This window comes from Streptomyces tibetensis (genome assembly GCF_040647715.1).
In the GTDB taxonomy this organism is placed as follows: Bacteria; Actinomycetota; Actinomycetes; order Streptomycetales; family Streptomycetaceae; genus Streptomyces; species Streptomyces tibetensis_A.
On sequence record NZ_JBEZCR010000011.1, the window covers coordinates 145222 to 171429 of the forward strand.

Below are 26208 nucleotides of genomic sequence, written 5' to 3' on the forward strand. Positions count from 1 at the left end.
TGCCCACGTGCCTGTCCGCACCGGCTCATGACACGCCCTGCTCGCGCAGCTCGCGGGCCAGCTCGTACAGCCCTGCCAGGTCCATGCCCTCGGCGAACAGGGGCAGTTCGTGCAGCGGCAGGCCCAGCTCGGCCAGGACCGCACGCTGCTCGTGCTCCAGCGTGTACCGCTCGGCGTACTCATCGGCCTGTGTGAGCAGCGGGTCCACCAGCCGCTCGGCGTGCCCCCCGCGCCGCGCCCCGCCGAGGCCCGCGGACGACAAGGACCGCGCGACAGTGGAACGCGGGACCGTCCGCAGGAGTTCCAGGTCGGTCTCGTCCAGCACCTCAGGCCGGACCATGTTCACGATGATCCGTCCCACCGGCAGCCGGGCCGAACGCAGCTCGGCGATGCCGTCCGCGGTCTCCTGGACGGGCATCTCCTCCAGCAGCGTCACCAGGTGCACCGCCGTCTCCGGCGACTTCAGCACCCGCATCACCGCCTGCGCCTGATTGTGTATCGGGCCGATCTTGGCGAGGCCGGCGACCTCGTCGTTCACGTTCAGGAAGCGCGTGATCCGACCGGTCGGCGGGGCGTCCATCACGACGTAGTCGTAGACGAACCGCCCGCTGCGCTCCTTGCGGCGCACCGCCTCGCACGCCTTGCCGGTCAGGAGGACGTCCCTGAGGCCGGGCGCGATGGTGGTGGCGAAGTCGATCGCGCCGAGCTTCTTCAGGGCCCGGCCGGCGCTGCCCAGCTTGTAGAACATCTGGAGGTAGTCCAGAAGGGCCAGTTCGGGGTCGATGGCGAGGGCATACACCTCCCCGCCCCCGGGTGCTACCGCGATTTTCCGTTCCTCATAAGGCAGCGCCTCCGTTTCGAAGAGCTGCGCGATGCCCTGACGGCCCTCGACCTCGACGAGAAGCGTCCGCTTCCCCTCCGTGGCCAGGGCCAGCGCTAGGGCCGCGGCCACCGTGGTCTTGCCGGTACCGCCCTTGCCGCTGACGACCTGGAGCCTGCTCACGTATTCGAGCCTAACCAGTCCGCGCCCGGGCCACGCGGGAGGCTGTGGACAACCGGTGCGGTGGTGGGCCGCGTGGCCCCTGCCCGCCAGGGGCTAGAGTCGGCCGCATGACCAAGTGGGAATACTCGACTGTGCCGCTGCTCGTCCACGCCACGAAGCAGATTCTGGACACCTGGGGCGAGGACGGCTGGGAGCTCGTCCAGGTCGTGCCCGGGCCGAACAACCCCGAGCAGCTCGTCGCCTACCTGAAGCGGGAGAAGCAGTAGTGGGCGCCGTCGAGGCGAAGCTGGCCGAGCTCGGCCTGAGCCTGCCCGACGTGGTCCCGCCGCTCGCCGCGTACCAGCCGGCCGTGCAGTCCGGTCCGTACGTCTACACCGCGGGCCAGCTGCCCATGGTGGACGGCAAGCTTCCGGTCACCGGCAAGGTCGGTGCGGAGGTCACCGCGGAGGAGGCCAAGGAGCTGGCGCGTACGTGCGCGCTGAACGCCCTGGCCGCCGTGAAGTCCGTCGCCGGTGATCTGGACCGCATCGCGCGCGTGGTGAAGGTCGTCGGTTTCGTGGCCTCGGCCTCGGACTTCACGGGCCAGCCCGCGGTGCTGAACGGCGCGAGCGAGCTGCTCGGCGAGGTCCTCGGCGACAAGGGTGTGCACGCGCGCAGCGCCGTGGGCGTCGCGGTACTGCCGCTGGACGCGCCGGTCGAGGTCGAGATCCAGGTGGAACTCGCGTAACACCCCAGGGGCCCTTCAGCGGGTCCCAGCTGCGGGATCCGTCCCGGGGGCCACTCGAACATCCGCCCGTCACGGGATAGCCTCGCGCCCATGGCGAACGGTCAGTGGTACCCCCCGGAGTGGCCGGACCGCATCCGCGCACTCGCGACCGGCACCCTCACGCCGGTGGTCCCCAAGCGTGCGGCCACCGTCATGCTCCTGAAGGACACCGGCAGCGGCCCCGCCGTCCACATGCTGCGCAGACGCGCCTCCATGGCCTTCGCCGGAGGCGCGTACGCGTATCCGGGCGGCGGTGTCGACCCGCGTGACGACGACCACCACGTCCGCTGGGCGGGCCCCACGCGCGCGTGGTGGGCCCAGCGGCTCGGCGTCGACGAGACGGCGGCCCAGGCGATCGTCTGCGCGGCCGTGCGCGAGACGTACGAGGAGGCGGGCGTCCTGCTCGCCGGTCCCGGCTCCGACTCGGTCGTCGGTGACACCACCGGCGCCGACTGGGAGGCCGACCGGGCCGCCCTGGTCGCCCGGGACCTGTCCTTCGCCGAGTTCCTCGACCGCCGCGGCCTGGTCCTGCGCTCCGACCTGCTGGGCGCCTGGACCCGCTGGATCACCCCGGAGTTCGAGGCCCGCCGCTACGACACCTGGTTCTTCGTCGCCGCGCTCCCCGAGGGGCAGCGCACCCGCAACGCCTCCACGGAGGCCGACCGCACGGTGTGGATCGCCCCGCGCGAGGCGGCGGCCCGCTACGACGAGGGCGAGCTGCTGATGATGCCGCCGACGATCGCGACCCTGCGCCAGCTGACGGCGTACGACACGGCCGCCGGGGCACTCGACGCGGCCCAGGGGCGTGACCTCACGCCGGTCCTGGCCACCGCCCGCCTGGTGGACGGGGAGATCGTGCTCTCCTGGCCGGGCCACGACGAGTTCACCAAGCACATCCCGACCGGTGGAGCCACCGCATGACGCACGCCAGCGCCCTTCCCGGCCAGCCCCGCGGCGGGGTCCTCTCGGGGCCCGCCACCGCGCGGGCCGTCAACGTCCTGGCCCCCAACGCGTCGGCCATGACCCTGGACGGCACCAACACGTGGATCGTCTCCGAGCCGGACTCCGACCTGGCCGTGGTGGTCGACCCGGGGCCGCTGGACGACGGGCACCTGCGCCGGGTCGTCGCCACGGCCGAGCAGGCCGGCAAGCGCGTCGCCCTCACCCTGCTGACCCACGGCCACCCCGACCACGCGGAGGGCGCCACCCGGTTCGCCGAACTGACCGGCACGCGCGTGCGTGCCCTCGACCCCGCCCTGCGCCTGGGCGACGAGGGCCTGGCCGCCGGAGACGTGATCACCACCGGCGGGCTGGAACTGCGCGTCGTACCGACCCCCGGCCACACCGCGGACTCCCTCTCCTTCCACCTCCCGGCCGACCGGGCGGTCCTCACCGGTGACACGGTCCTCGGCCGCGGTACGACGGTCGTGGCCCACCCCGACGGCCGCCTCGGCGACTACCTGGATTCCCTGCGCCGCCTGCGCTCCCTCTCGGTCGACGACGGCGTCCACACGGTCCTGCCGGGCCACGGACCGGTCCTGGAGGACGCCCAGGGCGTCGTCGAGTACTACCTCGCCCACCGTGCCACCCGCCTCGCCCAGGTCGAGACGGCCGTGGAGGACGGCTACCGCACCCCCGCGCAGGTCGTCGCCCACGTCTACGCCGACGTGGACCGCTCCCTGTGGCCGGCGGCGGAACTGTCGGTGCGGGCGCAGATGGACTACCTCGAAGAGCACGGGCTCATCTAGAGGCCCTCAGGGACGCGTTGCCCTGACCGGATCATCCAGAGCCCTTCAGGGACGCGGTGCCCTGACCGGATCATCCAGAGCCCTTCAGGGACGCGGTGCTTTGACGCCGTGCACGCGCTCGTACTCCGCGGCGAGCCAGGGGCCCAGATCGCCGACGTACGCCGCGAGCACGGCGGCGTCTCCGGCCGGCTCCCGCCCCAGGGCGGCCGCGGCCCGCAGCTGCTCGCCACGCTCGGGGTAGTACCCCGCGAAGGCCTCGGCCATCTCGTGCAGGTCGCTGGTCCAGCCGTTCCAGCGGGGCATGACGAGCGTGAAGCCGGTACGGACCAGATGCCGGGACATGAAGCGGACCAGGGGGCGCCGGGCCTCCTCCGTGTCGTCCGCCTCGGCGATCCGCCGGCGCCAGCGGGGGAGGAGCAGGGCAAGGTCGCCGTTGGTCTCGCGGGCCAGCAGCGAGTCGGGGCGGTAGCGCGGCAGGCAGGCGGCCAGGTCCTCGCCCAGCAGCGGTGTGCACAGGCAGGCGACGAACCAGCCCAGGTCGTACCTCTCCAGGTCGCTCAGCAGCCGCGCCCGGCTGAACAGCAGGGTGCCGTGCCCGTCGATCTGCCCGAACTCCGCGTCCAGTGCCGCGCCGAGCGCCCGGGCGCCGTCCCGGTCCGCCGCGGTCGGCTCCTCGTGCAGGGCGAGCAGCAGGTCCAGGTCGCTGCGTCCCACGCGCGCGGTGCCGCGCGGGATCGACCCGTAGAGGTACGCGCTGTGCAGCCGGTGCCCGACCACGTCGGTCAGCCGGTCGCGTGTCGCGGTGACGACCGGCCGGAAAGCCGGGGGCACGCGCGCGAGGGAGCCCTCCCGGGTGAGGAAGCCCTGCGCGTCGAGTCCGGGGCGGTGGGTGGCATTGCCGGTCATGCGCTCACCGTGCCGCCAGCACGGCCCTCGTGGGACGCGCTTTCCGCTTCCTTGAACGCTTCCTAGACGGTTTTCTTGACGGCTTCCTTGACGACGTCGGGCCCCGTCTCGCGAGGAGACGGGGCCCGATGACGTACGGCAGCGTGCGCGTCAGCGGGAGCGCTTGGCGAGGCGCTCCACGTCCAAGAGGATCACCGCGCGGGCCTCCAGGCGGAGCCAGCCGCGCTGGGCGAAGTCCGCGAGGGCCTTGTTGACCGTCTCGCGGGACGCGCCGACCAGCTGGGCCAGCTCTTCCTGCGTGAGGTCGTGCACCACGTGGATGCCCTCCTCGGACTGCACGCCGAACCGGCGCGACAGGTCGAGCAGGGCGCGGGCGACGCGGCCCGGCACGTCCGAGAAGACGAGGTCGGACATCGCGTCGTTGGTCTTGCGCAGCCGGCGCGCGACGGCGCGCAGGAGCGCGGTGGCCACCTCCGGGCGCGCATTCAGCCAGGGCTGGAGGTCGCCGTGGCCGAGGCCGAGCAGCTTGACCTCGGTCAGTGCCGTGGCCGTCGCGGTGCGCGGGCCCGGGTCGAACAGCGAGAGCTCACCGATGAGCTCACCGGGGCCCACCACGGCCAGCATGTTCTCGCGGCCGTCGGGGGACGTGCGGTGGAGCTTCACCTTGCCCTCTGTGACCACGTACAGACGGTCACCGGGGTCGCCCTCATGGAACAGCGAGTCACCGCGGGCGAGGGTCACCTCACTCATGGAGGCGCGGAGCTCCGCGGCCTGCTCGTCATCGAGCGCCGCGAAGAGCGGATTGCGCCGCAGAACGTCGTCCACGAGTTCTCTCCTTGTCGACCTGCTCAGGGGATCTTGCTCCCCCGTGTACCGAGGGACCGTGGTGCCCATTTTGTCGGGCGGTCCAAACAGTGTGATCTGTCACAAGGATGCCGCACACGTGTCCCGGGGTACGCGGCAGGGGTCCAATTGGGCGCCGATCTTCAGGGGCCGGGCCGGATGTCGGTACCGGGCCTTAGGCTGGCCGGGTGTCCAAATCGCCGGTGAGAGCACAGGCCGAGGGGGCTGCGCGGGTGGTTGTACGTCGCGATTCCGCTGTGGGCGAACAGAGCCCCGATGGCGGTAGGAAAACGGCGAAAGAGAACAAGACGGAACCGGTGAGGAAGACGGCGTCCGCGGAGAAGGCCGGGCCCGCGGAGAAGGCCGGGCCCGAGAAGACAGTGGGGTCCGCGAAGAAGGCGGCGTCCACGAAGAAGACCGGCTCCGCGAAGAAAGCCACGCCCACCGCCGTCGTCCACCCGCCGGGCGACGAGTCGCGTACCGCCCTGGTCCGCCGGGCCCGCCGCATCAACCGCGAGCTCGCCGAGGTCTTTCCCTACGCGCACCCCGAGCTGGACTTCGCGAACCCCTTCCAACTGGTCGTCGCCACCGTCCTGTCCGCCCAGACGACCGACCTGCGCGTCAACCAGACGACACCCACCCTCTTCGCCGCCTACCCGACCCCGGAGGACCTGGCCGCCGCCAACCCCGAGGAGGTGGAGGAGATCCTCCGCCCGTGCGGCTTCTTCCGGGCCAAGACGAAGTCCGTCATAGGGCTGTCGAAGGCCCTGGTGGAGGACTTCGGGGGCGAGGTGCCCGGCCGGCTCGAAGACCTGGTCAAGCTGCCCGGCGTCGGCCGCAAGACCGCGTTCGTCGTGCTCGGCAACGCCTTCGGCCGCCCCGGGATCACCGTGGACACCCACTTCCAGCGCCTGGTGCGCCGCTGGCAGTGGACCGGCGAGACCGACCCGGACAAGATCGAGGCCGCCGTCGGCGCGCTCTTCCCGAAGAGCGACTGGACGGATCTCTCGCACCACGTGATCTGGCACGGCCGCCGGATCTGTCACGCCCGCAAGCCCGCGTGCGGGGCCTGCCCGATCGCTCCGCTCTGCCCGGCGTACGGCGAGGGCGAGACCGACCCGGAGAAGGCGAAGAAGCTCCTCAAGTACGAGAAGGGCGGCTTCCCCGGCCAGCGTCTGAACCCCCCACAGGCCTACCTCGACGCGGGCGGCAAACCGGCACCGCCGCTGGGGGCCGGATGAGCCGCCCCGAGAGCCCGGCGCGCCGCCCGTTCAGGGGATCCCGGGGGCTCGCGGAACGATCTCAGGGCCGTCGTGCGTTGGATGCGGCAGGACGACGGGGGTGGCGATGACGCGTGCGAGCGACACACAGGGTGGCCCGGTGACGCTGAGCAAGGACGGGCTGCCCCGCTGGCTGGACCCCGTGGTGCACGCCGTGGAGACGGTCCGTCCGAGGCAGCTGAGCCGGTTCCTGCCGCCGGAGGACGGGGCGGGGCGGCAGTCCGCCGTGCTGGTCCTCTTCGGCGAGGGCGCGCAGGGCCCGGAGCTGCTGCTCATGGAGCGAGCGAGTTCCCTGCGCTCGCACGCCGGGCAGCCCTCCTTCCCGGGCGGCGCCCTCGACCCCGAGGACGGCGACCCCGGCGGCGACGGCCCGCTGCGCGCCGCCCTGCGCGAGGCTGAGGAGGAGACCGGCCTCGACCCCTCCGGCGTCCAGCTCTTCGGCGTCCTGCCGCGGCTCTACATCCCGGTCAGCGGCTTCGTCGTCACACCCGTGCTGGGCTGGTGGCGTGAGCCGAGCCCGGTCGGAGTCGTCGACCCGAACGAGACCGCCAGGGTCTTCACCGTCCCCGTGGCGGATCTCACGGATCCGGCCAACCGGGCGACCACCGTCCACCCCAGCGGCCACCGAGGTCCGGCATTTCTGGTCGAATCAGCCCTTGTCTGGGGTTTCACGGCCGGAATCATCGACCGGCTGCTGCACTTCGCGGGCTGGGAGCGGCCCTGGGACCGTGAGAAGCAGGTCCCCCTCGACTGGCGCGCATGACAGGGTGGCCTCCGTGAACGTGCTGGACATCTTGTTGCTGGTCGCCGCCGTGTGGTTCGCGGTCGTGGGGTACCGCCAGGGGTTCGTCGTCGGCATCCTGTCGGTGATCGGCTTCCTGGGTGGTGGCCTCGTCGCGGTCTACCTGCTGCCCGTCATCTGGGACGCGCTGACGGACAACGCGGAGGTGAGCACGACCGCCGCCGTCGTCGCGGTCGTCGTCGTCATCGTCTGCGCCTCCGTCGGCCAGGCACTCACCACCCACCTCGGCAACAAGCTGCGCCGGTACATCACCTGGTCCCCGGCCCGTGCCCTCGACGCCACCGGCGGCGCCCTGGTCAACGTCGTGGCGATGCTCCTGGTCGCCTGGCTGATCGGTTCCGCCCTCGCGGGCACGACCCTGCCGACCGTCGGCAAGGAGGTCCGCAGTTCCAAGGTCCTGCTCGGCGTCTCGCAGGCCCTGCCGGACCAGGCGGCCACCTGGTTCGCGGACTTCTCCTCCGTCCTCGCGCAGAACGGCTTCCCGCAGGTCTTCAGCCCGTTCTCGAACGAGCCGATCACCGACGTCCAGCCGCCCGACCCGGCCCTGACGAACAGCCCCGTGGCCCACCGCGCCCAGCGCTCCATCGTCAAGGTCATGGGCACGGCCCCGAGCTGCGGCAAGGTCCTGGAGGGCACCGGCTTCGTCTTCTCCCATCGTCGCGTGATGACCAACGCGCACGTGGTGGGCGGAGTCGACGAGCCGACCGTGCAGATAGGCGGCGAGGGCCAGAAGTACGACGCGAAGGTCGTGCTCTACGACTGGCGGCGCGACATCGCCGTCCTCGACGTGCCGGACCTGAAGGCACCCGTGCTGCGGTTCACCGAGAAGGACGCGACCAGCGGCGACGACGCGATCGTCGCGGGCTTCCCGGAGAACGGGGCGTACGACGTGCGCGCCGCCCGGGTGCGCGGCCGCATCACGGCCAACGGCCCGGACATCTACCACCGTGGCACGGTCCGCCGCGACGTCTACTCCCTCTACGCGACCGTCCGTCAGGGCAACTCCGGCGGCCCCCTGCTCACACCCGACGGCAAGGTCTACGGCGTCGTCTTCGCCAAGTCGCTGGACGACGCCGAGACGGGCTACGCGCTGACCATGGACGAGATCCGGGAGGACATCACCAAGGGGCGCACCGCCGTCCGGCAGGTGGGCAGCGACAGCTGCGCCCTCTAGGGGCGGCGGCCCTGGAGCGGCGGGTGTCGGGGTGTCACTCGTGCGAGTGATGCCTCAGTCGCGTGTGTGGCGAAGACGTACGGAGACCCAGCGGGCGCGGCGGCGGAGGATCAGCGGAATCCCGACCCGGGGGTCCCTGGTGGCCATCTGCGGTGCGCCGCTTCGATGGTGGGGGTTCGCACCGCCCGCCGAGCGGCGATTGCGGGTTGCGTCACTGTAGTCGTGCGTCCAGCCCATACCCCGACGTGTGCCCCCGCCCCATGGTCGATAACCGCTCCCGGGGCGTCCAATTGGCCTATGCGCCGGGCAATTGGCCGTTCGTAGGACAAGCGTTCACCAGCCGGTACCGGGCGCGGTCGGCCCGTCATCGATCGGCGGTCACCGGTCGGCGGTCACCGGTCACCGGTCGGGTTCGGGATCCCGCAGCCAGTTGATGAGTTCCGAGGAGAACGCGACCGGGTCCTCCTCGTGCGGGAAGTGCCCGAGGCCGTCGAACAGACGCCAGCGGTAGGGCGCTTCGACGTATTCGCCGGAGCCGGCCGCGCTGCGGGTGCGCATCACGGGATCGAGCGAGCCGTGCAGATGGAGCGTCGGCACCCGCACCGGCCGCTTCATCCGGCGGTTGAACTGGACGCCGTCCGGGCGGGCCAGGGAACGCACCATCCAGCGGTACGGCTCGACCGCGCAGTGCGCCGCGGAGGGGATGCACATGGCGCGGCGGTACGTCTGCAGCGCGTCGTCCTCGGGCGGGCGCGGCCCGGACCACTCCTGGATCAGCTCCGCCACGAGCGCCCCGTCGTCAGCGGTGAGCTGCCGCTCCGGGATCCAGGGCCGCTGGAACCCCCAGATGTGTGAACCGGCGCGGGTCTGCTTGACGTCCCGCAGCATGGCCGAACGCCAGCGCCGCGGGTGCGGCATGGACGCGACCGCCAGGCGCCGCACCAGCTTGGGCCGCATCGCGGCCGCCGTCCACGCGAGGTATCCGCCCAGGTCGTGGCCGACCAGCGCGGCGTCCGGCTCGCCGAGGGAGCGGATGACCCCGGTGACGTCGAGCGCGAGGTTGGCGGGGTCGTAGCCGCGCGGTGTGCGGTCGCTGCCCCCGACGCCCCTGAGGTCCATGGCGACGGCCCGGAAGCCCGCGTCGGCGAGTGCCACCAGCTGGTGCCGCCAGGTCCACCAGAACTGCGGGAAGCCGTGCAGCAGCAGTACCAGCGGTCCGTCGCCCAGCTCGGCGATGTGGAAGCGGGCGCCGTTGGCGGCGACGTCGCGATGGCTCCAGGGGCCGTCCAGCAGGACGGCCGAAGCCGGTTGAGCAGGGGGCGGTGCGGGGTCCGTCATGACGACGAGCGTGCCACAACCTCGATGGCCTCGGGGACCCGGTCCTGTGCGAGCTCCGGCCGCGGGTGCGGCTTGGCCTTCTGCAGCACGACCGCGGTCTCCTTCATCGACGCGGCGACCTTCTGCGGGCCCTTGCTCTTCTTGGCCTTCTTCGCGAAGGTCACGCCGATCAGCGCGAGCACCCCGGCGACCAGCACGTTCGCCGCGAACGACAGCAGGAAGCAGACCGCGAGGTTCCAGTCGCTCCAGGTGCGGATGCCGTACGCCAGCGCGAAGTTCAGCATCGGCAGGGAGAAGATCAGCACCGCGCCGGCCGCCGAGAAGGCGCCGCCACTGGTCGCGCCGCGCTTCACGTCCTGCTTGAGCTGAGCCTTCGCCAGCGCGATCTCGTCGTGCACCAGCGCCGACATTTCCGCCGTCGCCGAGGCGAACAGCTGGCCGATGCTGCGTTCGGCGCCGACCGGGCTGCCGTCGGGTGCGCTCATCGCGGGTCTCCCTCTTCTGCGTACGGTCCGTTTTCCGCGTCTTGTTCCTGACCCGCCGCAGTCGTCCGACTGGGTACGGCCTGACTGCGTACGGTCCCGTCTTTTGTACCGTCTCGTCAGATCATGCCGGACGGTGGTGGTCCTCGCCTGCCCCGCCCGGTACTTCGGCAAGCCCGTGGCGCGCCGCTGCCTTCTCCTGGGCGATCCTGCGGTGTTCGGCGGCCTTGCGCTCGTAGACGGCGGCGAGCCGCAGGTGGTACGCCGGGTCGTCCTCCTCGTACACGTCCGGGATGCCGTCGGCGTCCTCGTCGCGCTCCTCGTCCTCCCACAGTCGTCGGTACTCGGCGTTGCGGATCTTCAACAGGACGGTCGCGAGTGTCGCGGCGACGAGCGAACCGATCAGGACGGCGGCCTTCACCTCGTTCGTCATCGTCTGGTCGCCCTCGAAGGCGAGTTCACCGATGAGCAGCGACACGGTGAAGCCGATGCCGGCGAGGCTCGCCACTGCGAACACGTCCGCCCAGGCGAGGTCGTCGCTGAGCGAGGCCCGGGTGAAACGGGCCGCCAGCCACGTCCCGCCGAAGATGCCGAGCGCCTTGCCGACGACAAGACCGAGGACCACACCGAGGGTCTCCGGCTGGGTGAACACATCGGCGAGCGCCCCGCCGGAGACCGCGACGCCCGCACTGAACAGCGCGAACAGCGGCACCGCGAGCCCCGCCGACAGGGGCCGTACGAGGTGCTCGATGTGCTCGCCGGGGGAGCGGCCCTCCCCCTCGTGCCGGTGGCAGCGCAACATCAGGCCCATGGCGACACCGGCGACGGTGGCGTGGATGCCGCTGTTGTACATCAGCGCCCAGACGACGAGGCCCAGCGGCACGTACACGTACCAGCCGCGCACCCCCGTGCGCAGCAGCAGCCAGAAGAGCACCAGACCCGCGACGGCACCGCCGAGCGCGGCGAAGTTCAGGTCGTCGGTGAAGAACACCGCGATGATCAGGATCGCGAAGAGGTCGTCGACGACGGCGAGCGTGAGCAGGAAGGCCCGCAGCGCGCTCGGCAGGGAGGTGCCGATCACGGCGAGTACGGCGAGCGCGAACGCGATGTCGGTCGCGGTCGGCACGGCCCAGCCGTCCAGGGAGCCACCGCCGGTGACGCTGGAGAGGGTGTAGACGAGCGCCGGTACGGCCATGCCGCACAGCGCGGCGACGACCGGCAGCGCGGCGGCCTTCGGGTCGCGCAGGTCGCCCGCCACGAGTTCCCGCTTGAGCTCGATCCCGGCGACGAAGAAGAAGATCGCCAGCAGCCCGTCGGCGGCCCAGTGCGCGACGGACAGGTTGAGGCCGAGGGCGGCAGGGCCCAGGTGATAGTGGGAGACGCTCTCGTAGCTGTCGTGCAGCGCGGGGATGTTCGCCCAGAGCAGTGCGATGACGGCGGCGGCGAGCAGTAGCACCCCGCCGACGGTCTCGGTGCGCAGCGCGTCCGCCACATACGTCCGCTCGGGGAGCGACAGCCGGCCGAGGACCTTGCGGGGGGTGGTGGGGCGGGGCGCGGTCACGAGGGAGACCTCCGGTCGGTGGGCAGGACGGAACACCTGCCGACCAGACTTCCCGGCGCACCATGGAGCACTTGTTCTGCTCGGATGACGGAGCAGATTACGGAGCTGTTGTGTTGCTTAGTTTAGGTAAACGTACGGCTGTACGCATCCGGCGGTCTTTCGCCGCCGCAGCGCCCCGACGGAGGGCACCCGAACATGGGTGCCCTCCGTCGGCGTCGTCATGCCGGTGCCCTGCTCAGTCCTCGCTGGGCGCGGCGGGCAGCTTGGACTGGATGAGGTCCATCACCGTGGAGTCGGTCAGCGTGGTGACGTCACCCAGCTGGCGGTTCTCGGCGACGTCCCGCAGCAGGCGGCGCATGATCTTGCCGGAGCGGGTCTTGGGCAGCTCGGCCACCGGCAGCACCCGCTTGGGCTTGGCGATCGGCCCGAGGGTGTTGCCGACGTGCGTACGCAGCTCGGCGACCAGGTCCTCGGTCTCCGCGGCCGTACCGCGCAGGATCACGAACGCGACGATCGCCTGCCCGGTCGTCTCGTCCGCGGCACCGACCACGGCCGCCTCGGCGACCGAGGGGTGGGAGACGAGCGCGGACTCGACCTCCGTGGTGGAGATGTTGTGCCCCGAGACGAGCATGACGTCGTCGACCCGGCCGAGCAGCCAGATGTCGCCGTCCTCGTCCTTCTTGGCACCGTCACCGGCGAAGTACTTGCCCTCGAAACGCGACCAGTAGGTGTCGATGAAGCGCTGGTCGTCGCCCCAGATGGTGCGCAGCATCGACGGCCACGGCTCGGTCAGCACCAGGTAGCCGCCACCACCGTTCGGCACCTCGTTGGCCTCGTCGTCGACGACCGTCGCGGAGATCCCGGGCAGCGGCGTCTGCGCAGATCCGGGCTTCGTCGCGGTCACGCCCGGCAGCGGGGTGATCATCATCGAGCCGGTCTCGGTCTGCCACCAGGTGTCGACGACCGGGGTGCGGTCGCCACCGATGTTCTTGCGGTACCAGATCCACGCCTCGGGGTTGATCGGCTCGCCCACCGAGCCCAGCACCCGCAGGCTCGACAGGTCGAACTTGGCGGGGATGTCGTCGCCCCACTTCATGAACGTGCGGATCGCGGTCGGCGCTGTGTAGAGGATCGTCACGCCGTACTTCTGGACGATCTCCCAGAAGCGGCCCTGGTGCGGGGTGTCGGGCGTGCCCTCGTACATGACCTGCGTCGCGCCGTTCGCCAGCGGGCCGTAGACGATGTACGAGTGGCCGGTCACCCAGCCGACGTCGGCGGTGCACCAGTAGACGTCGGTCTCCGGCTTGAGGTCGAAGACGGCGTGGTGGGTGTAGGCGGTCTGGGTGAGGTAGCCGCCGGAGGTGTGCAGGATGCCCTTGGGCTTACCCGTGGTGCCCGAGGTGTAGAGGATGAACAGCGGGTGCTCGGCGTCGAAGGCCTGCGGGGTGTGCTCGGCGCTCTGCCGTCCCACCAGGTCGTGCCACCAGACGTCGCGGCCCTCGGTGAAGGCGACCTCCTGGCCCGTGCGGCGCACGACCAGGACGTGTTCGACGATGCCGGCCTTCTCGACGGCCTCGTCCACGGCCGGCTTGAGCGCGGACGGCTTGCCGCGCCGGTAACCGCCGTCGGACGTGATGATCACGCGCGCGTCGGCGTCCTGGATGCGCGTGGCGAGCGCGTCCGAGGAGAAGCCGCCGAAGACGACGGAGTGGGCGGCGCCGATCCGGGCGCAGGCCAGCATCGCGATCGCCGTCTCGGGGATCATCGGCATGTAGACGGCGACCCGGTCGCCCGCCTGGACTCCCAGCTCCAGCAGGGCGTTGGCCGCCTTGGAGACCTCGTCCTTGAGCTCGGCGTAGGTGATCGCGCGGCTGTCGCCCGGCTCGCCCTCGAAGTGGATGGCGACCCGGTCGCCGTGTCCGGCCTCCACATGGCGGTCGACGCAGTTGTAGGCGACGTTGAGCTCGCCGTCCTTGAACCACTTGGCGAACGGCGGGTTCGACCAGTCGAGGGTCTCGGTGGGCTCCTTGGCCCAGGTCAGCCGGCGGGCCTGCTCGGCCCAGAAGCCGAGCCTGTCAGCCTTGGCCTGTTCATACGCCTCCGCTGTGACGTTGGCGTCGGCGGCCAGGTCGGCGGGGGGTGCGAACCTGCGCTCTTCCTTGAGCAGGTTGGAGAGGGAAGGATTCTCGCTCACTGTCCCATCTCCTCGCTCAGCAGGTTGGCCAGGCTCTCGTTGCTCACGGCATCTGCCTTTCCCAGGGTGTCCGTTGTGTCCCAGGCCACAGCTCATCAGACCCGAGGGTGCGATGACAAGGGCCGACCGTCGATTGGTTTAGACCTGTCGGGGCGGTGCTGTCGGGGACCGGGGTCATCCGTACCCACGGACGCCGACCAGGGAAAGTTCAGTGTGTGTGCCCGCGCCCGTCACCTGTGCCGTGCGGTACGGAGCCGAGGCGGCAGCGGCGAGTGGTGTTCACGGAGAACTCGACGGCCGCCGGTGACGGGGATCACCGGCGGCGTCGGTGGGGTTGTGGCGGTGGTCGGTGGTCGGTGGTCGGTGGTCGGTGGTCGGTGGTCGGTGGTCGGTGGCCGGTGGCGGTGGGCCGGTGCCGGTGGCGGCCGCCGCGGCGGCGGGGGTGGCGTCGGCCGGGGCCGGACGGGAACACCCCCGGCCCCGGCGTCGGGCCCGGCCTCGGCGTCGGGCCCGGCCTCGGCGTCTGGCTCACGCCGTCAGGTCGGACTCCCGGACCCGGTCGAAGACGCCACCCGTGTCCGTCTCGGTGAGCAGGTACGCCTCCGCCTCGCCCACGTGGAAGTACATCCCGTGCAGCTCCAGGCCGCCCTCCTCGATGGCCCGGGCCACCGAGTCGTGGGCGCGCAGGTGCTCCAGCTGCTGGACCACGTTGGTCAGGCAGAGCTGTTCGACCGCGTCCTCGGGGGAACGCCCGGCCAGTCCACCCCGGGGCAGACTGTCGTCGGCCATGCGCTCCAGGCTGGGCAGCCCGTGCCGCAGCCACCGCTTCAGCGGGCTCCGGGCGCCTCCCGGCTCGGAGCTGAGCAGCGCCTGCATGGCACCGCAACCCGAGTGCCCGCACACCGTGATGGAGCGCACCTGGAGCACGTCCACGGCGTACTCGATCGCCGCCGCCACCGAGTCGTCACCGCTCTCCTCGCCCGGGCGCGGGACGAGGTTGCCCACGTTGCGCACGACGAACAGGTCGCCCGGACCACTGGAGGTGATCATCGATGTGACCAGCCGGGAGTCGGCGCAGGTCAGGAACAGCTGCGAAGGCCGCTGGCCCTCTCTCGCCAGCCGCGCCAGCTCGCTGCGCACCAGGGGTGCGGTGTTGCGCTGGAACGCGCTGATGCCACGCGCCAGTTCGTGCCCGCTGGCTCCGGCGGTGCCCGTCGGGTCCGGGGCGGGGCGGTCCGGCCCGACCGCGTTCTTCTCGGCGGGGGGTACGGACCGGGGACCGTCGCACTGGTGGTTGCGCCAGGGTGTCCAGGGCCGGCAGCGGCAGTCGCCGGAGGTCTGGGGCTCGGAGATGCGGGTGCCGGAGTGCCGGCCGGTGATCTCGACGGTGCCGCCCTGCGCGGTGTGCGTCTTCTGCCAGTCCTGCAGCGTCTCGTAGGCCGCGTGGTCCATGAACGACCCGTCCAGCTCGACGACGGTGTCGGCACCGTGGGGCACGAGATGCAGGGCCCGGCTGAGCCGCGGCACCGCGAGGAACGTCAACTGTCCTCTGACGTGTACGTGATGGGCTCCTTCCCTTTCTTCGTGCGTGATGCGGGTGCGGGTGAGGCGGTGCAGGGCGACGCCCACCGCCGTGGCGATGCCGAGCGCCACGCCCTCCAGGACGCCGAGGGAGACCACGCCGAGGGTGGTGACGGCGTAGACCCACACTTCACGGTGGCGGGTCACCGTGCGGATGTGGTTCAGGGACACCATCTGGATGCCGACGGCCATCACCAGGGCGGCGAGCGAGGCGAGCGGGATGAGCTCCAGGATCGGGACCATCAGCAGTGTGGCGATCACTACGAGAACGCCGTGCAGCATCGTGGAGTTCCGGCTGACCGCACCCGCGTGCACATTCGCCGAACTCCGCACCGCCACGCCGGCGATGGGCAGTCCGCCGAGCGAGCCGGAGACGATGTTGGCGGCTCCCTGCCCGAGCAGTTCACGGTCGAGGTTCGAGCGCCCGACGCGGGGCGACAGACCGGGACGGCCGGCCACCAGCTTGTCCACGGCGACCGCACCGAGCAGCGACTGCACGCTGCACACCAGCGTGGTGGTGAGCACGGCGGCGACCAGGCCGAGCACGGGGCCCTCGGGCAGACCGGCCAGGGCGTGGTTGCTCCAGGACGGCAGGTCGACCTTGGGCAGGCGGAGCCCGGCGAGGGCGGCGGCCGAGGTGGCTCCGGCGACGGCGACGAGCGCTGCCGGCACCGTGCGCAGCAGGCGTCCGGCCCGGCCGGGCAGTCGCGGCCAGAGCAACAGCAGAGCCAGGGTCAGCACGCTGACCGACACCGCCTCGGGGCGCATGTGCGCCAACTGGGCGGGCAGGGCACGGAGGTTGTCCGGGACGGAGCTCTGGGGTGTGCCGCCGAGCACGATGTGCAGCTGGGCGACGGCGATGGTGACGCCGATCCCGGCGAGCATGCCGTGCACGATCGCGGGGCTGACGGCGAGGGCGCCGCGGGCCACGCGCAGGCAGCCGAGGCCCAGTTGGGCGAGGCCTGCGAGGACCGTGATGGCGCAGGTGGTCCGCCAGCCGTACCGCTGGATGAGGTCGGCGGTGACGACGGTGAGTCCGGCGGCCGGTCCGCTCACCTGGAGCGGGGAGCCGCCGAGCCGCCCGGCGACCAGCCCGCCCACGGCGGCGGCGACGAGGCCGGCCTGGAGGGGGGCACCGGTGGCCAGGGCGATGCCCAGGGACAGGGGCAGCGCGATCAGGAAGACCGCGATCGAGGCCGACACGTCGGCACCCGCGATCCGGAATCGGCGGGGCCCGGCCGGCGGCGGACTGTGCGGCGGATGGGTGCGTTCGGTTCGGTTCGGGTCGTTGACGCGTGTGGGGACGCAGGCTGACATGGTTTTCCCGTCTCCTCCGGGGCTGCGGCGGTCGCATGACTGGGGGGCCCGCTCGGGGCGGGGTATCGGTCGCGGCGGTCACGGCGTAAATCGGCGGGATGAATCAACACGCTCGGTAAACGGATCGTAATGCAGAGTAAAGGCTAAGCATAGACTTTACGGGCAAATGGGTGAATAGATCACTCTGAAGGGTGAAGTGGCCATTTGATCGGCTTGTCCTACTAATTCCTTCTCGGTCTCGTGCGAATTTGGCGGCGTCCGCACCCGAGAGAAGGAAGAAGGTGGGCGGAACATGGCCGCCACCCACAGGATCGCCGCGGGTTCCGTGATCGCAGCGGTCTGCGCCGCATCGCTCGCCGGCTGCGCGACCGACACCCCCCAGCAAGAGACCCCCGACCCGCCGAAGGCGACACCCGCAAAGGCGCCGAAGAGCGCGGTCCGGCTGATCGGGGACGGCTCCACCGCCTACACCGGGGCCCAGCCGCACCTGCCCCGCCCCGAACGCCTGCGGCCCGGCCAGAAGCCCCCGCAGTTCGTCGTCTTCTCCTGGGACGGCGCAGGCGAGGACAGCCAGAAGCTGTTCTCGCACTTCCGCGAGGTCGCCAGGAAGAACAACGCGACCATGACGTACTTCCTGAGCGGCGTGTACATGCTGCCGGAGGACAAGCGCGACCGGTACCGGCCGCCGCAGCACTCCCCGGGCCGCTCCGACATCGGCTTCAACGACCGCCGGGGCATCGCCGCCACCGCGAAGCAACTGCGCCTCGCGTGGTTGGAGGGCAACGAGATCGGCACCCACTTCAACGGCCACTTCTGCGGCAGCGGCGGCGGCGTCGGCGAGTGGTCGGTGCGGGACTGGAAGGACGAGATCTCCCAGGCCAAGCAGTTCGTCAAGACCTGGAAGACCAACGCCGGCCTGAAAAGCGCTTCCCCGCTGCCCTTCGACTACGACAAGGAGCTCATCGGGGCCCGCACACCCTGCCTCGAGGGCCAGCGCAACTTCATGAGGGCGGCCCGTGACATGGGCTTCCGCTACGACACCAGCGGCGTGAACGACCAGGTCTGGCCGGAGAAGAAGATGGGCCTGTGGGACGTATCCATGCAGCTCGTGCCGTTCCCCGGCCACTCCTTCGAGCAGCTCACCATGGACTACAACTTCATGGTCAACCAGTCCGGCACCACCACCCAGGGCAACCCCGCCAAGTTCGACTTCTGGGGCGACCAGATGCGGGACGGCCTGCTCAGGGGCTTCACCCGGGCCTACAAGGGCAACCGCGCGCCCCTGATCATCGGCAACCACTTCGAGTCCTGGAACGGCGGCACCTACATGCGGGCCGTCGAGGAGGTCATCGAGACGGTGTGCACCAGGGAGGAGGTGCGCTGCGTCTCGTTCCGGCAGCTCGTGGACTGGCTCGACGCCCAGGACCCGAAGACGCTGGAAAAGCTGCGCACCCTGCCGGTCGGCCAGGCACCCGAGGCGGGCTGGGCGTCCTTCCTGTCGGACCGGCCCGCCCCCGCACCCAAGGGTGTGCCCGGGGCTCCGGCGGCCGGGAGGTAGTCCTTCGGGCGGACGTCTGGTGGCGCACGCGCGCGTAAATCGGACGTCGTCCGGCGCACGCGCGCGTAAATCGGACGTCGTCCGGCGCACGCGCGCGTGCATCAGACGTCGTCTGGCGCACTGGCCCGTGAATCGGACGTCGTCCGGCGCGCGCGTGAAGAAGGCCACTCCCCCGTGGGCCCGGGCCCCGGGGTGCGTAGGGTCGTACTCATGAGTACAGCAGGCGCGACCGCCGACCCCCTCGCGGCCCTGGGGGCGCTGCCCGGAGTGGCCGATTCCGTGGAGTCCGTACGCAAGGCCGTGGACCGGGTCTACGGACACCGGGTCATGCGGCGGCGCAGCAACGCGATCACCTCCGAGGCCGCGCTGCGCGGCGCCCGCGGCTCGGCCGCGCTGTCCGGAGCGGACTGGGCCCTGGAGGAAGTGCGCCGGCGCACGGACTTCAGCGGTGACGACGAAGCCCGCACCGTGGGTGCCGCCCTGCGGCTCACCGCGGAGGCGGGCCAGCTGCTCTCGATCTGGCGTCAGTCACCGCTGCGGGTGCTGGCCCGGCTGCACCTGGTGGCCGCCGCGGACAAGGGCGACCAGGTGGGACGGCCCCGCAAGGAAGGCGAGCCGGTCGACGAGCCACTCGTCGCGCTGCCGCTGCCGAGTGCCACCGAAACGCACGGCAGGCTGGACGGACTGGCCGGGCTGATCATCGCGGGCGGCTCCGCTCCGGCCCTGGTGACGGCCGCCGTCGTGCACGGCGAGCTCCTCGCACTGCGTCCCTTCACGTCCCGCAACGGCCTGGTCGCGCGTACGGCCGAGCGCATCGTCCTGGTCGGCAGCGGGCTGGACCCGAAGTCGGTCTGCGCGGCCGAGGTCGGTCACGCCGAACTGGGACGCGACGCGTACCTGGAGGCCCTCGCCGGGTACGTCTCCGGTACCCCGGAGGGCGTCGCCGCATGGATCGCCCACTGCGGCAGAGCGGTCGAACTGGGGGCGCGGGAGTCGATGGCGGTGTGCGAGGCGCTGCAGCGCGGAGCGGCCTGACATCACCGGGCCACATAAATGCGGCGGTACGAGAACTCGTACCGCCGCTGGCATGAGCATCGGGTTACCAAGCGTCCTCGATATATGCCCATCAGGCCGGGAGCTTTGCCCGTCCCCTGGTGTGGCTGGCCCGTATTCGACGGGTCGACGTCGCGTGGGTGCCCGGTGTTCATGCTCGGTCCGTGGGGCCAAATGAGTAAAAAGGTGATCCTCTCGGATGTCCTTGGTCTCGCGGGCCGTTGAGTCCTTTGTACTCCTGCCCCGCAACAAGCGGAAGTCCAGCCCCTGCTTCTTTACTTTCGGATTCACACAGGAAGGGCAATCGCCACAGGTCAAGCGACCGTCGCCCGGCGCCGGTTCGCATACCAGACGAGTCCCGCGGTGGCCGCGGCGGCGCCTATCGCGGCGACCGCGACGAGCGCCGGGCGCGGCGGTACGGAGAACGCGGGGATGCGCTGCTTGAGCCGGACCGGGCGGTGGAAGTCCAGGATCGGCCACCCGCGCGCGAGGGCCTCGCGGCGCAGTGCCCTGTCCGGGTTCACGGCGTGCGGGTTGCCCACGGACTCCAGCATCGGCACATCGGTCGCCGAGTCGCTGTAGGCGTAGCAGCGGCTGAGGTCGTACCCCTCGGACTCGGCGAGTTCCCTGACGGCCTCCGCCTTGGTCGGGCCGTACGCGTAGTACTCCACCTCGCCGGTGAAGCAGCCGTCGTCGCCCACGACCATGCGGGTGGCGACCACGCGGTCCGCGCCCAGCAGCTCGCCGATCGGCTCGACCACCTCCGCACCCGACGTGGACACGATCACCACGTCGCGGCCGGCGGTGTGGTGCTCCTCGATCAGGGAGGCGGCCTCGTCGTAGATGATCGGATCGATCAGGTCGTGCAGCGTCTCGGCGACGATCTCCTTGACCTGCTGCACGTTCCAGCCGCGGCACAGGGCGGACAGATATGCGCGCATGCGCTCCATCTGGTCGTGGTCGGCGCCGCCGGCGAGGAAGACGAACTGGGCATATGCGGTACGCAAGACGGCCCTGCGGTTGATCAGACCGCCTTGGTAGAACGACTTGCTGAACGTGAGCGTGCTCGACTTCGCAATGACCGTCTTGTCCAGGTCAAAGAAGGCGGCTGTGCGGGGCAACGAGTGGTTTTCCACGCCCCAGAGCATAGGGGCAGCCCATTCGGCGTAAGGTGGGGCGCGTGGGTTTGCCTGAGGAGGCCCTCGGGTACACCATGGAAGTCACGGATCGTTCGCGACCGTGCTAACCCGGCCCGACTCCTCCCCCCCCGAGTCGGCCGTGGGGACGACCCCCGCTCTCCCCCCCGGCGGGGGTCGTCGCATGTCCGGGTGGGTTTTTCCTTCTTCTTGCGGCCTGGCAGCCGTTCCGCTGCGACTCCCGGGGCGCAGTTGTCATGCTCATGCTGCGTTACGTGGTGTAGTCGCCGGGCTGCTCTCCGGACGGCGAACACAGGGTCTGAGTGGCTCACCGGTATGGGTGACGGCGATATCCACAACTCGCCGGACGTCCACAGTTATCCACCAAGATCCACACGATTTCCGGGATCGCTGCACCGTGATTGCGACGCGTCCCGCTCGCGGCGAGTTCATGGCCGGTTCCGAGTACCCGGGGGCGTTCGGCCGGTTTCTGCCGGCCGTTCACAGGGAGGCCGCTTGTCGGTTCTTCCCACGTATGGGAATCGCGGGGCCGCAAGGGCCGCGCGAGTCGTGCAGCGAAGGGGGTTGGAAACCGTGGCCGGAACCGTCACACACGATCCGCCGCCGGCCGCCGGAGGGCGGCAGGGAGGACCGCTGATCGTCACCGAGGACACCGAACTCCTCGACGATCTGCTGCGCCTGTGCGCGGCAGCCGGCGCCACACCCGAAGTACACCACGGGGTGCCGGAGCGCAGAGGCAGCTGGGAGGCCGCACCGCTCGTCCTGGTCGGCGACGACGCCGCCCGGCGGGTGCGTGGGGCCGCGCGCAGAAGGGGCGTCGTACTCGTCGGCCGGGACCAGGACGACTCCGGGGTGTGGCGGCGGGCCGTCGAGATCGGCGCCGAGCACGTCCTGATGCTGCCCGACGGCGAGCAGTGGCTGGTCGACCGGATCGCCGACGTGGCCGAGGGCGTCGGCCGGCCCGCCCTCACCGTCGGCGTCATCGGCGGCCGGGGCGGGGCCGGAGCGTCCACGCTCGCATGCGCCCTCGCCGTCACCTCCGCGCGGGAGGGGCTGCGCACCCTCCTCGTGGACGCCGATCCACTGGGTGGCGGACTCGATGTACTCCTCGGCGGTGAGACGGCCGAGGGGCTGCGCTGGCCCGCCTTCGCGTCCTCGCGCGGACGGGTCGGCGGCGGGGCCCTGGAGGAGTCGCTGCCCGAGCTGCACGCGCTGCGGGTGCTCAGCTGGGACCGCGGCGATCGGATCGCGGTCCCGCCGCAGGCGGTGCGCGCGGTGCTCGCGGCGGCCCGGCGCCGGGGCGGCACCGTCGTGGTCGACCTTCCGCGCCGGATCGACGACGGCGTCGCCGAGGTTCTCTCCCAATTGGATGTGGGTGTGCTGGTGGTGCCCGCGGAGCTGCGGGCCGTCGCGGCCGCGGGACGGGTCGCCTCGGCGGTCGGCATGGTTCTCCGGGACCTGCGGGTGGCGGTCCGCGGGCCGTACCCGCCGGGGCTCGACGACCGAGAGGTGGCCCGGCTGCTCGGACTACCCCTGGTAGGCGAGGTGCCGGTCGAACAGGGGCTGTCGCGCCCCGACGAGGGCACGGCACCCCCCGGCACCGCCCCGCGGGGACCGCTGGCCCGGTTCTGCAGGGAGTTCTGGGAGCGCGCGCTCGTCGAGGCGGGTACAGCATGAGCACCGTCGCCGGACTCGAGGGCGCGGCCCTGCTCGACGGGGTGCGTCGGTGGCTGGCCGAGAGCGGGGCCGAGCCGACCCCCGCGCGCGTGGCGCAGGCCCTGCGGGAGCAGGGGCGGGTCCTAGGGGACACCGAAGTCCTGGGAGCCGCCGCACAGTTGCGGTCCGAGCTGGTGGGCAGCGGGCCGTTGGAGCCGCTCCTCGCCGATCCGTCGGTCACGGACGTGCTGGTGTCGGCCCCGGACCGGATCTGGGTGGACCGGGGCGGCGGACTGGAGCTGACGCAGGTGCGGTTCGCGGACGCCGCGGCCGTGCGACGGCTCGCCCAGCGTCTCGCCGCCGTGGCCGGACGCCGCCTGGACGACGCCCGGCCCTGGGTTGACGCCCGGCTGCCCGACGGGACGCGGCTGCACGCGGTGCTGCCACCGGTGGCCGTGGGCTGCGCCTGCCTGTCTTTGCGGGTCGTGAGGCCGCGGGCCTTCACGCTCGGCGAGCTGGTCGCGGCGGGCACCGTGCCCCCGGGCGGGGACCGCATGCTGCGCGCGCTGCTCGACGCCCGGCTGTCCTTCCTCGTCAGCGGCGGCACCGGCACCGGCAAGACCACGTTGCTGAGTGCCCTGCTGGGGCTGGTGGGACCGGGGGAGCGGATCGTCCTCGCCGAGGACTCGGCGGAGCTGCGGCCCGACCACCCGCACGTCGTACGACTGGAGACCAGGCCCGCCAACCAGGAAGGCGCCGGCCTCGTCACGCTGGAGGACCTGGTGCGCCAGGCGCTGCGGATGCGGCCCGACCGGCTGGTCGTGGGCGAGGTGCGCGGGCGCGAAGTGGTGCACCTGCTGGCCGCGTTGAACACCGGCCACGAGGGCGGCTGCGGGACGGTGCACGCCAATGCCGCCGCCGATGTGCCGGCCCGGCTGGAGGCGCTCGGCACGGCCGCGGGGCTCGATCGGGCAGCGCTGCACAGCCAGTTGGCGGCTGCCCTCTCCGTGGTGCTGCACCTGGTGCGCGACCGGGCCGGGCGGCGGCGGATCGCCGAGGTGCACGTGCTGGAGCGGGACGCGTCCGGACTGGTGCGGACGGTGCCGGCGCTGCGGTGGGGAGCGGAGGCGTTCGTGCGTGAGCGCGGATGGGAGCGGCTGAAGGGCCTGCTGCGGGGCGGGACGACTGGGAGCGAGCCAGGTGTGGACGAGAGGGGAGAGTCATGACGGGGGCGCCTGGGATGACGGTGGGTGTGGCCGTGGCGTGCATGGGGGCGGCTGTCTGGCTGCTGGCCGAGCGCGACGGGACGGCACGGCGGGCACGGATACTGCTCGCGGTGGGCGGCCCCCCGGGAAGGGGATCCCCGGGGTGGTCGCGCACGGCCGATGAGCTGCGGCGCGTTCGTGGGCGGCTGCGGGCCGAGTGGTGGTCGGCGGTGGCCGGGCTGGTGCTGGCGGTGCTCGGAGCGTCGGTGTTGCCGGTCGTCCTGGGGGCGGCCGGGGTGCCGTTGCTGCGGCGGGCCCGGCTGGCCGGCCGGGAGCGGCGGGACCGGGAACGCCGGACCGACGCGGTGATCGGGTTGTGCGGGGCGCTCGGCGGTGAGGTGCGGGCGGGACGCCAACCGGGGGAGGCCCTGCTGCGGGCCGCCCGGGACTGCGGAGGACTCGCGGACGCGCAGTCCACGGTGCTGGCCGCGGCGCGGTTCGGCGGTGACGTGCCGGACACGCTCGCCACTGCGGCACGGCAACCGGGCGCCGAGGGCCTGCGCGGACTCGCGGCGTGCTGGCGGGTGGCCGTGGACCAGGGCGCGGGACTCGCGGACGGACTCGACCGGCTCGCCGCTGCCCTGCGCGCCGAACGCGACCAACAGTGTGACCTGCGCGCCCAGTTGGCGGGAGCCCGGGCCACGGCGGTGATGCTCGCCGGGTTGCCTGCCCTGGGGCTCGCCATCGGGACCGCCCTCGGTGCCGACCCCCTCCACGTCCTGTTGCACACCGGAGCGGGTCTGGGCTGTCTGGCGGCCGGCGGGGTGCTGGAGGGTCTGGGGCTGTGGTGGGTGGGGCGGATCGTGCGGGGCGCGGAGGCTGCGGCATGAGCGGCGACGTCGTCCACAGGCTGGGGGCGGCCGTGGGGATCGTGCTGGCCGCCGGATGGCTGGCGCGCCGACTGGTACGGGCGCGGCGCCGTCGGAGGATGCGCCGGCGACTGACCGAGCTGTCCGGAATCCGGCAAGTGGCTGTTGCCGTCCCCCGGCCGGAATGGCGCAGGACCGCACAGACGTGGTCGGCACCCGTGGGCGTGGCGTGTGCCGGATGGGCGCTGATCGGAGGCCCCGTCGGGGCCGCCGTGGGACTGACCGGGGCGGTGGGGGTGTGGCGGTGGCGATCGAGCCGGGAGACGGCCGGCGCGGACCCGGGCGCACCCGACCTCGCAGAGGCGGCGCGGCAACTGCCCCTCGCCGCCGACCTGCTGGCGGCGTGCATCGCGGCGGGCGCCGGCCCGGTGATCGCGGCACAGGCGGTGGGTGAGGCACTGGGCGGCCCTGTCGGAGATGCCCTCGGCCGGGGTGCGGCGGAGGTGCGGTTGGGCGGCGAACCGGGCTCGGCCTGGCGGAGGTTGGGTGCCCTGCCGGGAGCCGAAGGGTTGGCCCGGCTGCTCGAACGGGCCGATGTGTCCGGGTTGCCGGCGGCGGTGCCGGTCGCACGGCTCGCCGCCGAGGCCCGGGCCGACTGGGGCCGCGCCGCGACGGCCAGGGCCCGCCGAGCGGGCGTGATGGTCAGCGCTCCGGTCGGGCTCTGCTTTCTGCCCGCGTTCATCGCGGTCGGGGTGCTGCCCGTGGTGATCGGACTCGCGGGCGGGGTGCTCGGAGGGGGTGGTGGGTGACGCGGCGACGGACCCGGAGCAAGTGAGCGGCAAACAGTGATGGTTCGAACTTCTTCCTACGGGGGTCGAGATGTACAAGGCGGTACGGGCACGGCTGTGTGCCCTGGTGTGTGGGATGCGTGCGGCGCGGCGGGACACGGGGATGGTCACCTCCGAGTACGCGATGGGAATCGTCGCGGCGGTGGCGTTCGCGGTGGTGCTCTACAAGGTCGTCACGAGCGGCGCGGTCAGCGCGGAACTGCAGAAGATCGTGAAGGACGCCCTCAGTGCGCGGATGTGAGCGGGGTGCGGACCGGGGGTTCGTCACGGCGGAGTCGGCCGTGGTGCTGCCGGTGCTGGTGATGTTCGCGATGGCGCTGGTGTGGGGGCTGCTGGTCGTGGCCGCGCAGATCCAGTGCGTGGACGCGGCGCGGACGGGCGCGCGTGCGGCGGCCCGCCAGGACCCGCCCGGCGCGGTCGTGAAGCTGACCCGCGAGGCGGCGCCGCCCGGGGCGAAGGTGACGGTCAGCCGGGACGCGGAGCACGTGCGGGTGACCGTCGTGGCCGAGCCGCCGGTGTTGCGGGGCCTGTACTTCGCCGTGCGCGAGGAGGCCGTGGCGTCGGTGGAGGAGGCGGTGGGCACGTGAGAGGGTGCCGAGCGGTGGTGGGGTCGGACAGGGGTTCCGCCACCGTCTGGAGCGTCGGGGCGATCGCGGCTCTGTGCGTGGTGTTCGGCGTCGTTCTCGCGCTCGGGCAGGCCGTCGTCGTCCGGCATCGCGCGGCGGGCGGGGCGGATCTCGCGGCGCTCGCCGCGGCGGACCACTGGGCCGAGGGCCACCCGGCGGCTTGCGCCCGAGCCGGACGGGTGGCCCGGGCGCAGGGCGTACGGCTGGTGCGGTGCGAGGTCGCCGGGGACGTCTCCGATGT

General features: G+C 72.0%; 25 protein-coding genes and 1 pseudogene. 16 read left to right on the forward strand and 10 right to left on the reverse strand.

From position 1 onward, the window contains the following. Window positions 1-25 precede the first annotated feature (25 nt). Window positions 26-1003, reverse strand: coding sequence for an ArsA family ATPase (locus AB0B29_RS27920; RefSeq protein WP_362244216.1), 978 nt, complete (start codon window positions 1001-1003; stop codon window positions 26-28). A 107-nt stretch (window positions 1004-1110) separates the two neighbouring features. On the opposite strand from AB0B29_RS27920, the gene AB0B29_RS27925 reads away from it, so the two are divergent. The 4 genes from AB0B29_RS27925 (at window position 1111) to AB0B29_RS27940 (ending at window position 3517) form a co-directional block, all read left to right on the forward strand. Beyond that, window positions 1111-1269 carry a DUF4177 domain-containing protein gene (locus AB0B29_RS27925; protein WP_097218487.1) on the forward strand — a complete coding sequence of 53 codons (159 nt, stop codon included), beginning with the start codon at window positions 1111-1113 and terminating at the stop codon, window positions 1267-1269. Beyond that, window positions 1269-1730, forward strand: a complete 462-nt coding sequence (locus AB0B29_RS27930) for a RidA family protein (protein WP_234750046.1) — start codon at window positions 1269-1271, stop codon at window positions 1728-1730. The genes AB0B29_RS27925 and AB0B29_RS27930 overlap by 1 nt, the downstream gene beginning before the upstream one ends. A gap of 90 nt (window positions 1731-1820) precedes the next feature. Next, window positions 1821-2690 (forward strand): NUDIX hydrolase, encoded by an 870-nt coding sequence (locus AB0B29_RS27935; RefSeq protein ID WP_362244217.1) that lies wholly within the window; start codon window positions 1821-1823, stop codon window positions 2688-2690. Continuing rightward, window positions 2687-3517 carry an MBL fold metallo-hydrolase gene (locus AB0B29_RS27940; protein ID WP_362244218.1) on the forward strand — a complete coding sequence of 277 codons (831 nt, stop codon included), beginning with the start codon at window positions 2687-2689 and terminating at the stop codon, window positions 3515-3517. Before AB0B29_RS27935 ends, AB0B29_RS27940 begins: the two co-directional genes overlap by 4 nt. 84 nt (window positions 3518-3601) lie before the next feature. Here the strand turns inward: AB0B29_RS27940 and AB0B29_RS27945 are convergent, their stop codons facing one another. Together AB0B29_RS27945 and AB0B29_RS27950 are read right to left on the reverse strand one after the other, a co-directional pair. Then, window positions 3602-4423 (reverse strand): nucleotidyltransferase domain-containing protein, encoded by an 822-nt coding sequence (locus tag AB0B29_RS27945; RefSeq protein ID WP_362244219.1) that lies wholly within the window; start codon window positions 4421-4423, stop codon window positions 3602-3604. Between the two features lie 150 nt (window positions 4424-4573). Beyond that, window positions 4574-5248, reverse strand: a complete 675-nt coding sequence (locus AB0B29_RS27950) for a Crp/Fnr family transcriptional regulator (protein ID WP_010031945.1) — start codon at window positions 5246-5248, stop codon at window positions 4574-4576. Window positions 5249-5583: 335 nt separating this feature from the next. Here AB0B29_RS27950 and nth point away from each other — a divergent pair, with 335 nt between their 5' ends. The 3 genes from nth (at window position 5584) to AB0B29_RS27965 (ending at window position 8522) form a co-directional block, all read left to right on the forward strand. Next, the gene (gene nth / locus AB0B29_RS27955) at window positions 5584-6507 is read left to right on the forward strand and encodes an endonuclease III (RefSeq protein ID WP_362244220.1); all 924 of its coding nucleotides are present in this window, start codon (window positions 5584-5586) and stop codon (window positions 6505-6507) included. 106 nt (window positions 6508-6613) lie between these two features. Beyond that, the gene (locus AB0B29_RS27960) at window positions 6614-7309 is read left to right on the forward strand and encodes an NUDIX hydrolase (RefSeq protein WP_362244221.1); all 696 of its coding nucleotides are present in this window, start codon (window positions 6614-6616) and stop codon (window positions 7307-7309) included. Window positions 7310-7322: 13 nt separating this feature from the next. Then, on the forward strand, window positions 7323-8522 hold the full coding sequence (locus tag AB0B29_RS27965) for a MarP family serine protease (RefSeq protein ID WP_362244222.1): 1200 nt from the start codon (window positions 7323-7325) through the stop codon (window positions 8520-8522). Between the two features lie 54 nt (window positions 8523-8576). Here AB0B29_RS27965 and AB0B29_RS27970 read toward each other — a convergent pair whose 3' ends face one another. The 6 genes from AB0B29_RS27970 to AB0B29_RS27995 form a co-directional block, all read right to left on the reverse strand. Next, window positions 8577-8759 (reverse strand): hypothetical protein, encoded by a 183-nt coding sequence (locus AB0B29_RS27970; RefSeq protein WP_362244223.1) that lies wholly within the window; start codon window positions 8757-8759, stop codon window positions 8577-8579. Between the two features lie 162 nt (window positions 8760-8921). Continuing rightward, window positions 8922-9860: an alpha/beta fold hydrolase gene (locus AB0B29_RS27975; protein WP_362244224.1), complete on the reverse strand. Its 939-nt coding sequence runs from the start codon at window positions 9858-9860 to the stop codon at window positions 8922-8924. Then, complete coding sequence (locus AB0B29_RS27980) at window positions 9857-10345, reverse strand: phage holin family protein (protein WP_362244225.1); 489 nt, start codon at window positions 10343-10345, stop codon at window positions 9857-9859. The genes AB0B29_RS27975 and AB0B29_RS27980 overlap by 4 nt, the downstream gene beginning before the upstream one ends. Window positions 10346-10466: 121 nt before the next feature. Continuing rightward, complete coding sequence (nhaA, locus tag AB0B29_RS27985) at window positions 10467-11903, reverse strand: Na+/H+ antiporter NhaA (RefSeq protein ID WP_362244226.1); 1437 nt, start codon at window positions 11901-11903, stop codon at window positions 10467-10469. A 235-nt stretch (window positions 11904-12138) separates the two neighbouring features. Beyond that, on the reverse strand, window positions 12139-14097 hold the full coding sequence (gene acs, locus AB0B29_RS27990) for an acetate--CoA ligase (protein WP_362244227.1): 1959 nt from the start codon (window positions 14095-14097) through the stop codon (window positions 12139-12141). A gap of 528 nt (window positions 14098-14625) precedes the next feature. Continuing rightward, complete coding sequence (locus tag AB0B29_RS27995) at window positions 14626-16995, reverse strand: bifunctional SulP family inorganic anion transporter/carbonic anhydrase (protein WP_362244228.1); 2370 nt, start codon at window positions 16993-16995, stop codon at window positions 14626-14628. Window positions 16996-17287: 292 nt separating this feature from the next. On the opposite strand from AB0B29_RS27995, the gene AB0B29_RS28000 reads away from it, so the two are divergent. Both AB0B29_RS28000 and AB0B29_RS28005 read left to right on the forward strand, forming a co-directional pair. Beyond that, the gene (locus tag AB0B29_RS28000; protein WP_362244229.1) at window positions 17288-18553 is read left to right on the forward strand and encodes a hypothetical protein; all 1266 of its coding nucleotides are present in this window, start codon (window positions 17288-17290) and stop codon (window positions 18551-18553) included. A gap of 210 nt (window positions 18554-18763) precedes the next feature. Beyond that, on the forward strand, window positions 18764-19588 hold the full coding sequence (locus tag AB0B29_RS28005) for an oxidoreductase (RefSeq protein WP_362244230.1): 825 nt from the start codon (window positions 18764-18766) through the stop codon (window positions 19586-19588). 332 nt (window positions 19589-19920) lie between these two features. Here the strand turns inward: AB0B29_RS28005 and AB0B29_RS28010 are convergent, their stop codons facing one another. Next, window positions 19921-20754, reverse strand: coding sequence for an HAD family hydrolase (locus tag AB0B29_RS28010; RefSeq protein WP_053669683.1), 834 nt, complete (start codon window positions 20752-20754; stop codon window positions 19921-19923). 582 nt (window positions 20755-21336) lie between these two features. On the opposite strand from AB0B29_RS28010, the gene ssd reads away from it, so the two are divergent. From ssd to AB0B29_RS37805, 7 genes and pseudogenes are all read left to right on the forward strand, one after another. After that, the gene (ssd, locus tag AB0B29_RS28015; protein WP_362244231.1) at window positions 21337-22440 is read left to right on the forward strand and encodes a septum site-determining protein Ssd; all 1104 of its coding nucleotides are present in this window, start codon (window positions 21337-21339) and stop codon (window positions 22438-22440) included. Beyond that, the gene (locus AB0B29_RS28020) at window positions 22437-23645 is read left to right on the forward strand and encodes a TadA family conjugal transfer-associated ATPase (protein ID WP_362244232.1); all 1209 of its coding nucleotides are present in this window, start codon (window positions 22437-22439) and stop codon (window positions 23643-23645) included. The genes ssd and AB0B29_RS28020 overlap by 4 nt, the downstream gene beginning before the upstream one ends. Beyond that, window positions 23642-24514, forward strand: a complete 873-nt coding sequence (locus AB0B29_RS28025) for a type II secretion system F family protein (RefSeq protein ID WP_362244233.1) — start codon at window positions 23642-23644, stop codon at window positions 24512-24514. Before AB0B29_RS28020 ends, AB0B29_RS28025 begins: the two co-directional genes overlap by 4 nt. Continuing rightward, the gene (locus AB0B29_RS28030) at window positions 24511-25302 is read left to right on the forward strand and encodes a type II secretion system F family protein (RefSeq protein WP_362244234.1); all 792 of its coding nucleotides are present in this window, start codon (window positions 24511-24513) and stop codon (window positions 25300-25302) included. The genes AB0B29_RS28025 and AB0B29_RS28030 overlap by 4 nt, the downstream gene beginning before the upstream one ends. A gap of 70 nt (window positions 25303-25372) precedes the next feature. After that, complete coding sequence (locus AB0B29_RS28035; RefSeq protein ID WP_362244235.1) at window positions 25373-25582, forward strand: DUF4244 domain-containing protein; 210 nt, start codon at window positions 25373-25375, stop codon at window positions 25580-25582. Beyond that, window positions 25569-25928, forward strand: a complete 360-nt coding sequence (locus tag AB0B29_RS28040; protein WP_362244236.1) for a TadE family type IV pilus minor pilin — start codon at window positions 25569-25571, stop codon at window positions 25926-25928. The genes AB0B29_RS28035 and AB0B29_RS28040 overlap by 14 nt, the downstream gene beginning before the upstream one ends. A gap of 80 nt (window positions 25929-26008) precedes the next feature. Further along, window positions 26009-26206: pseudogene (locus tag AB0B29_RS37805) on the forward strand (Rv3654c family TadE-like protein); the annotation flags it as partial. Between the last annotated feature and the right edge of the window lie 2 nt (window positions 26207-26208).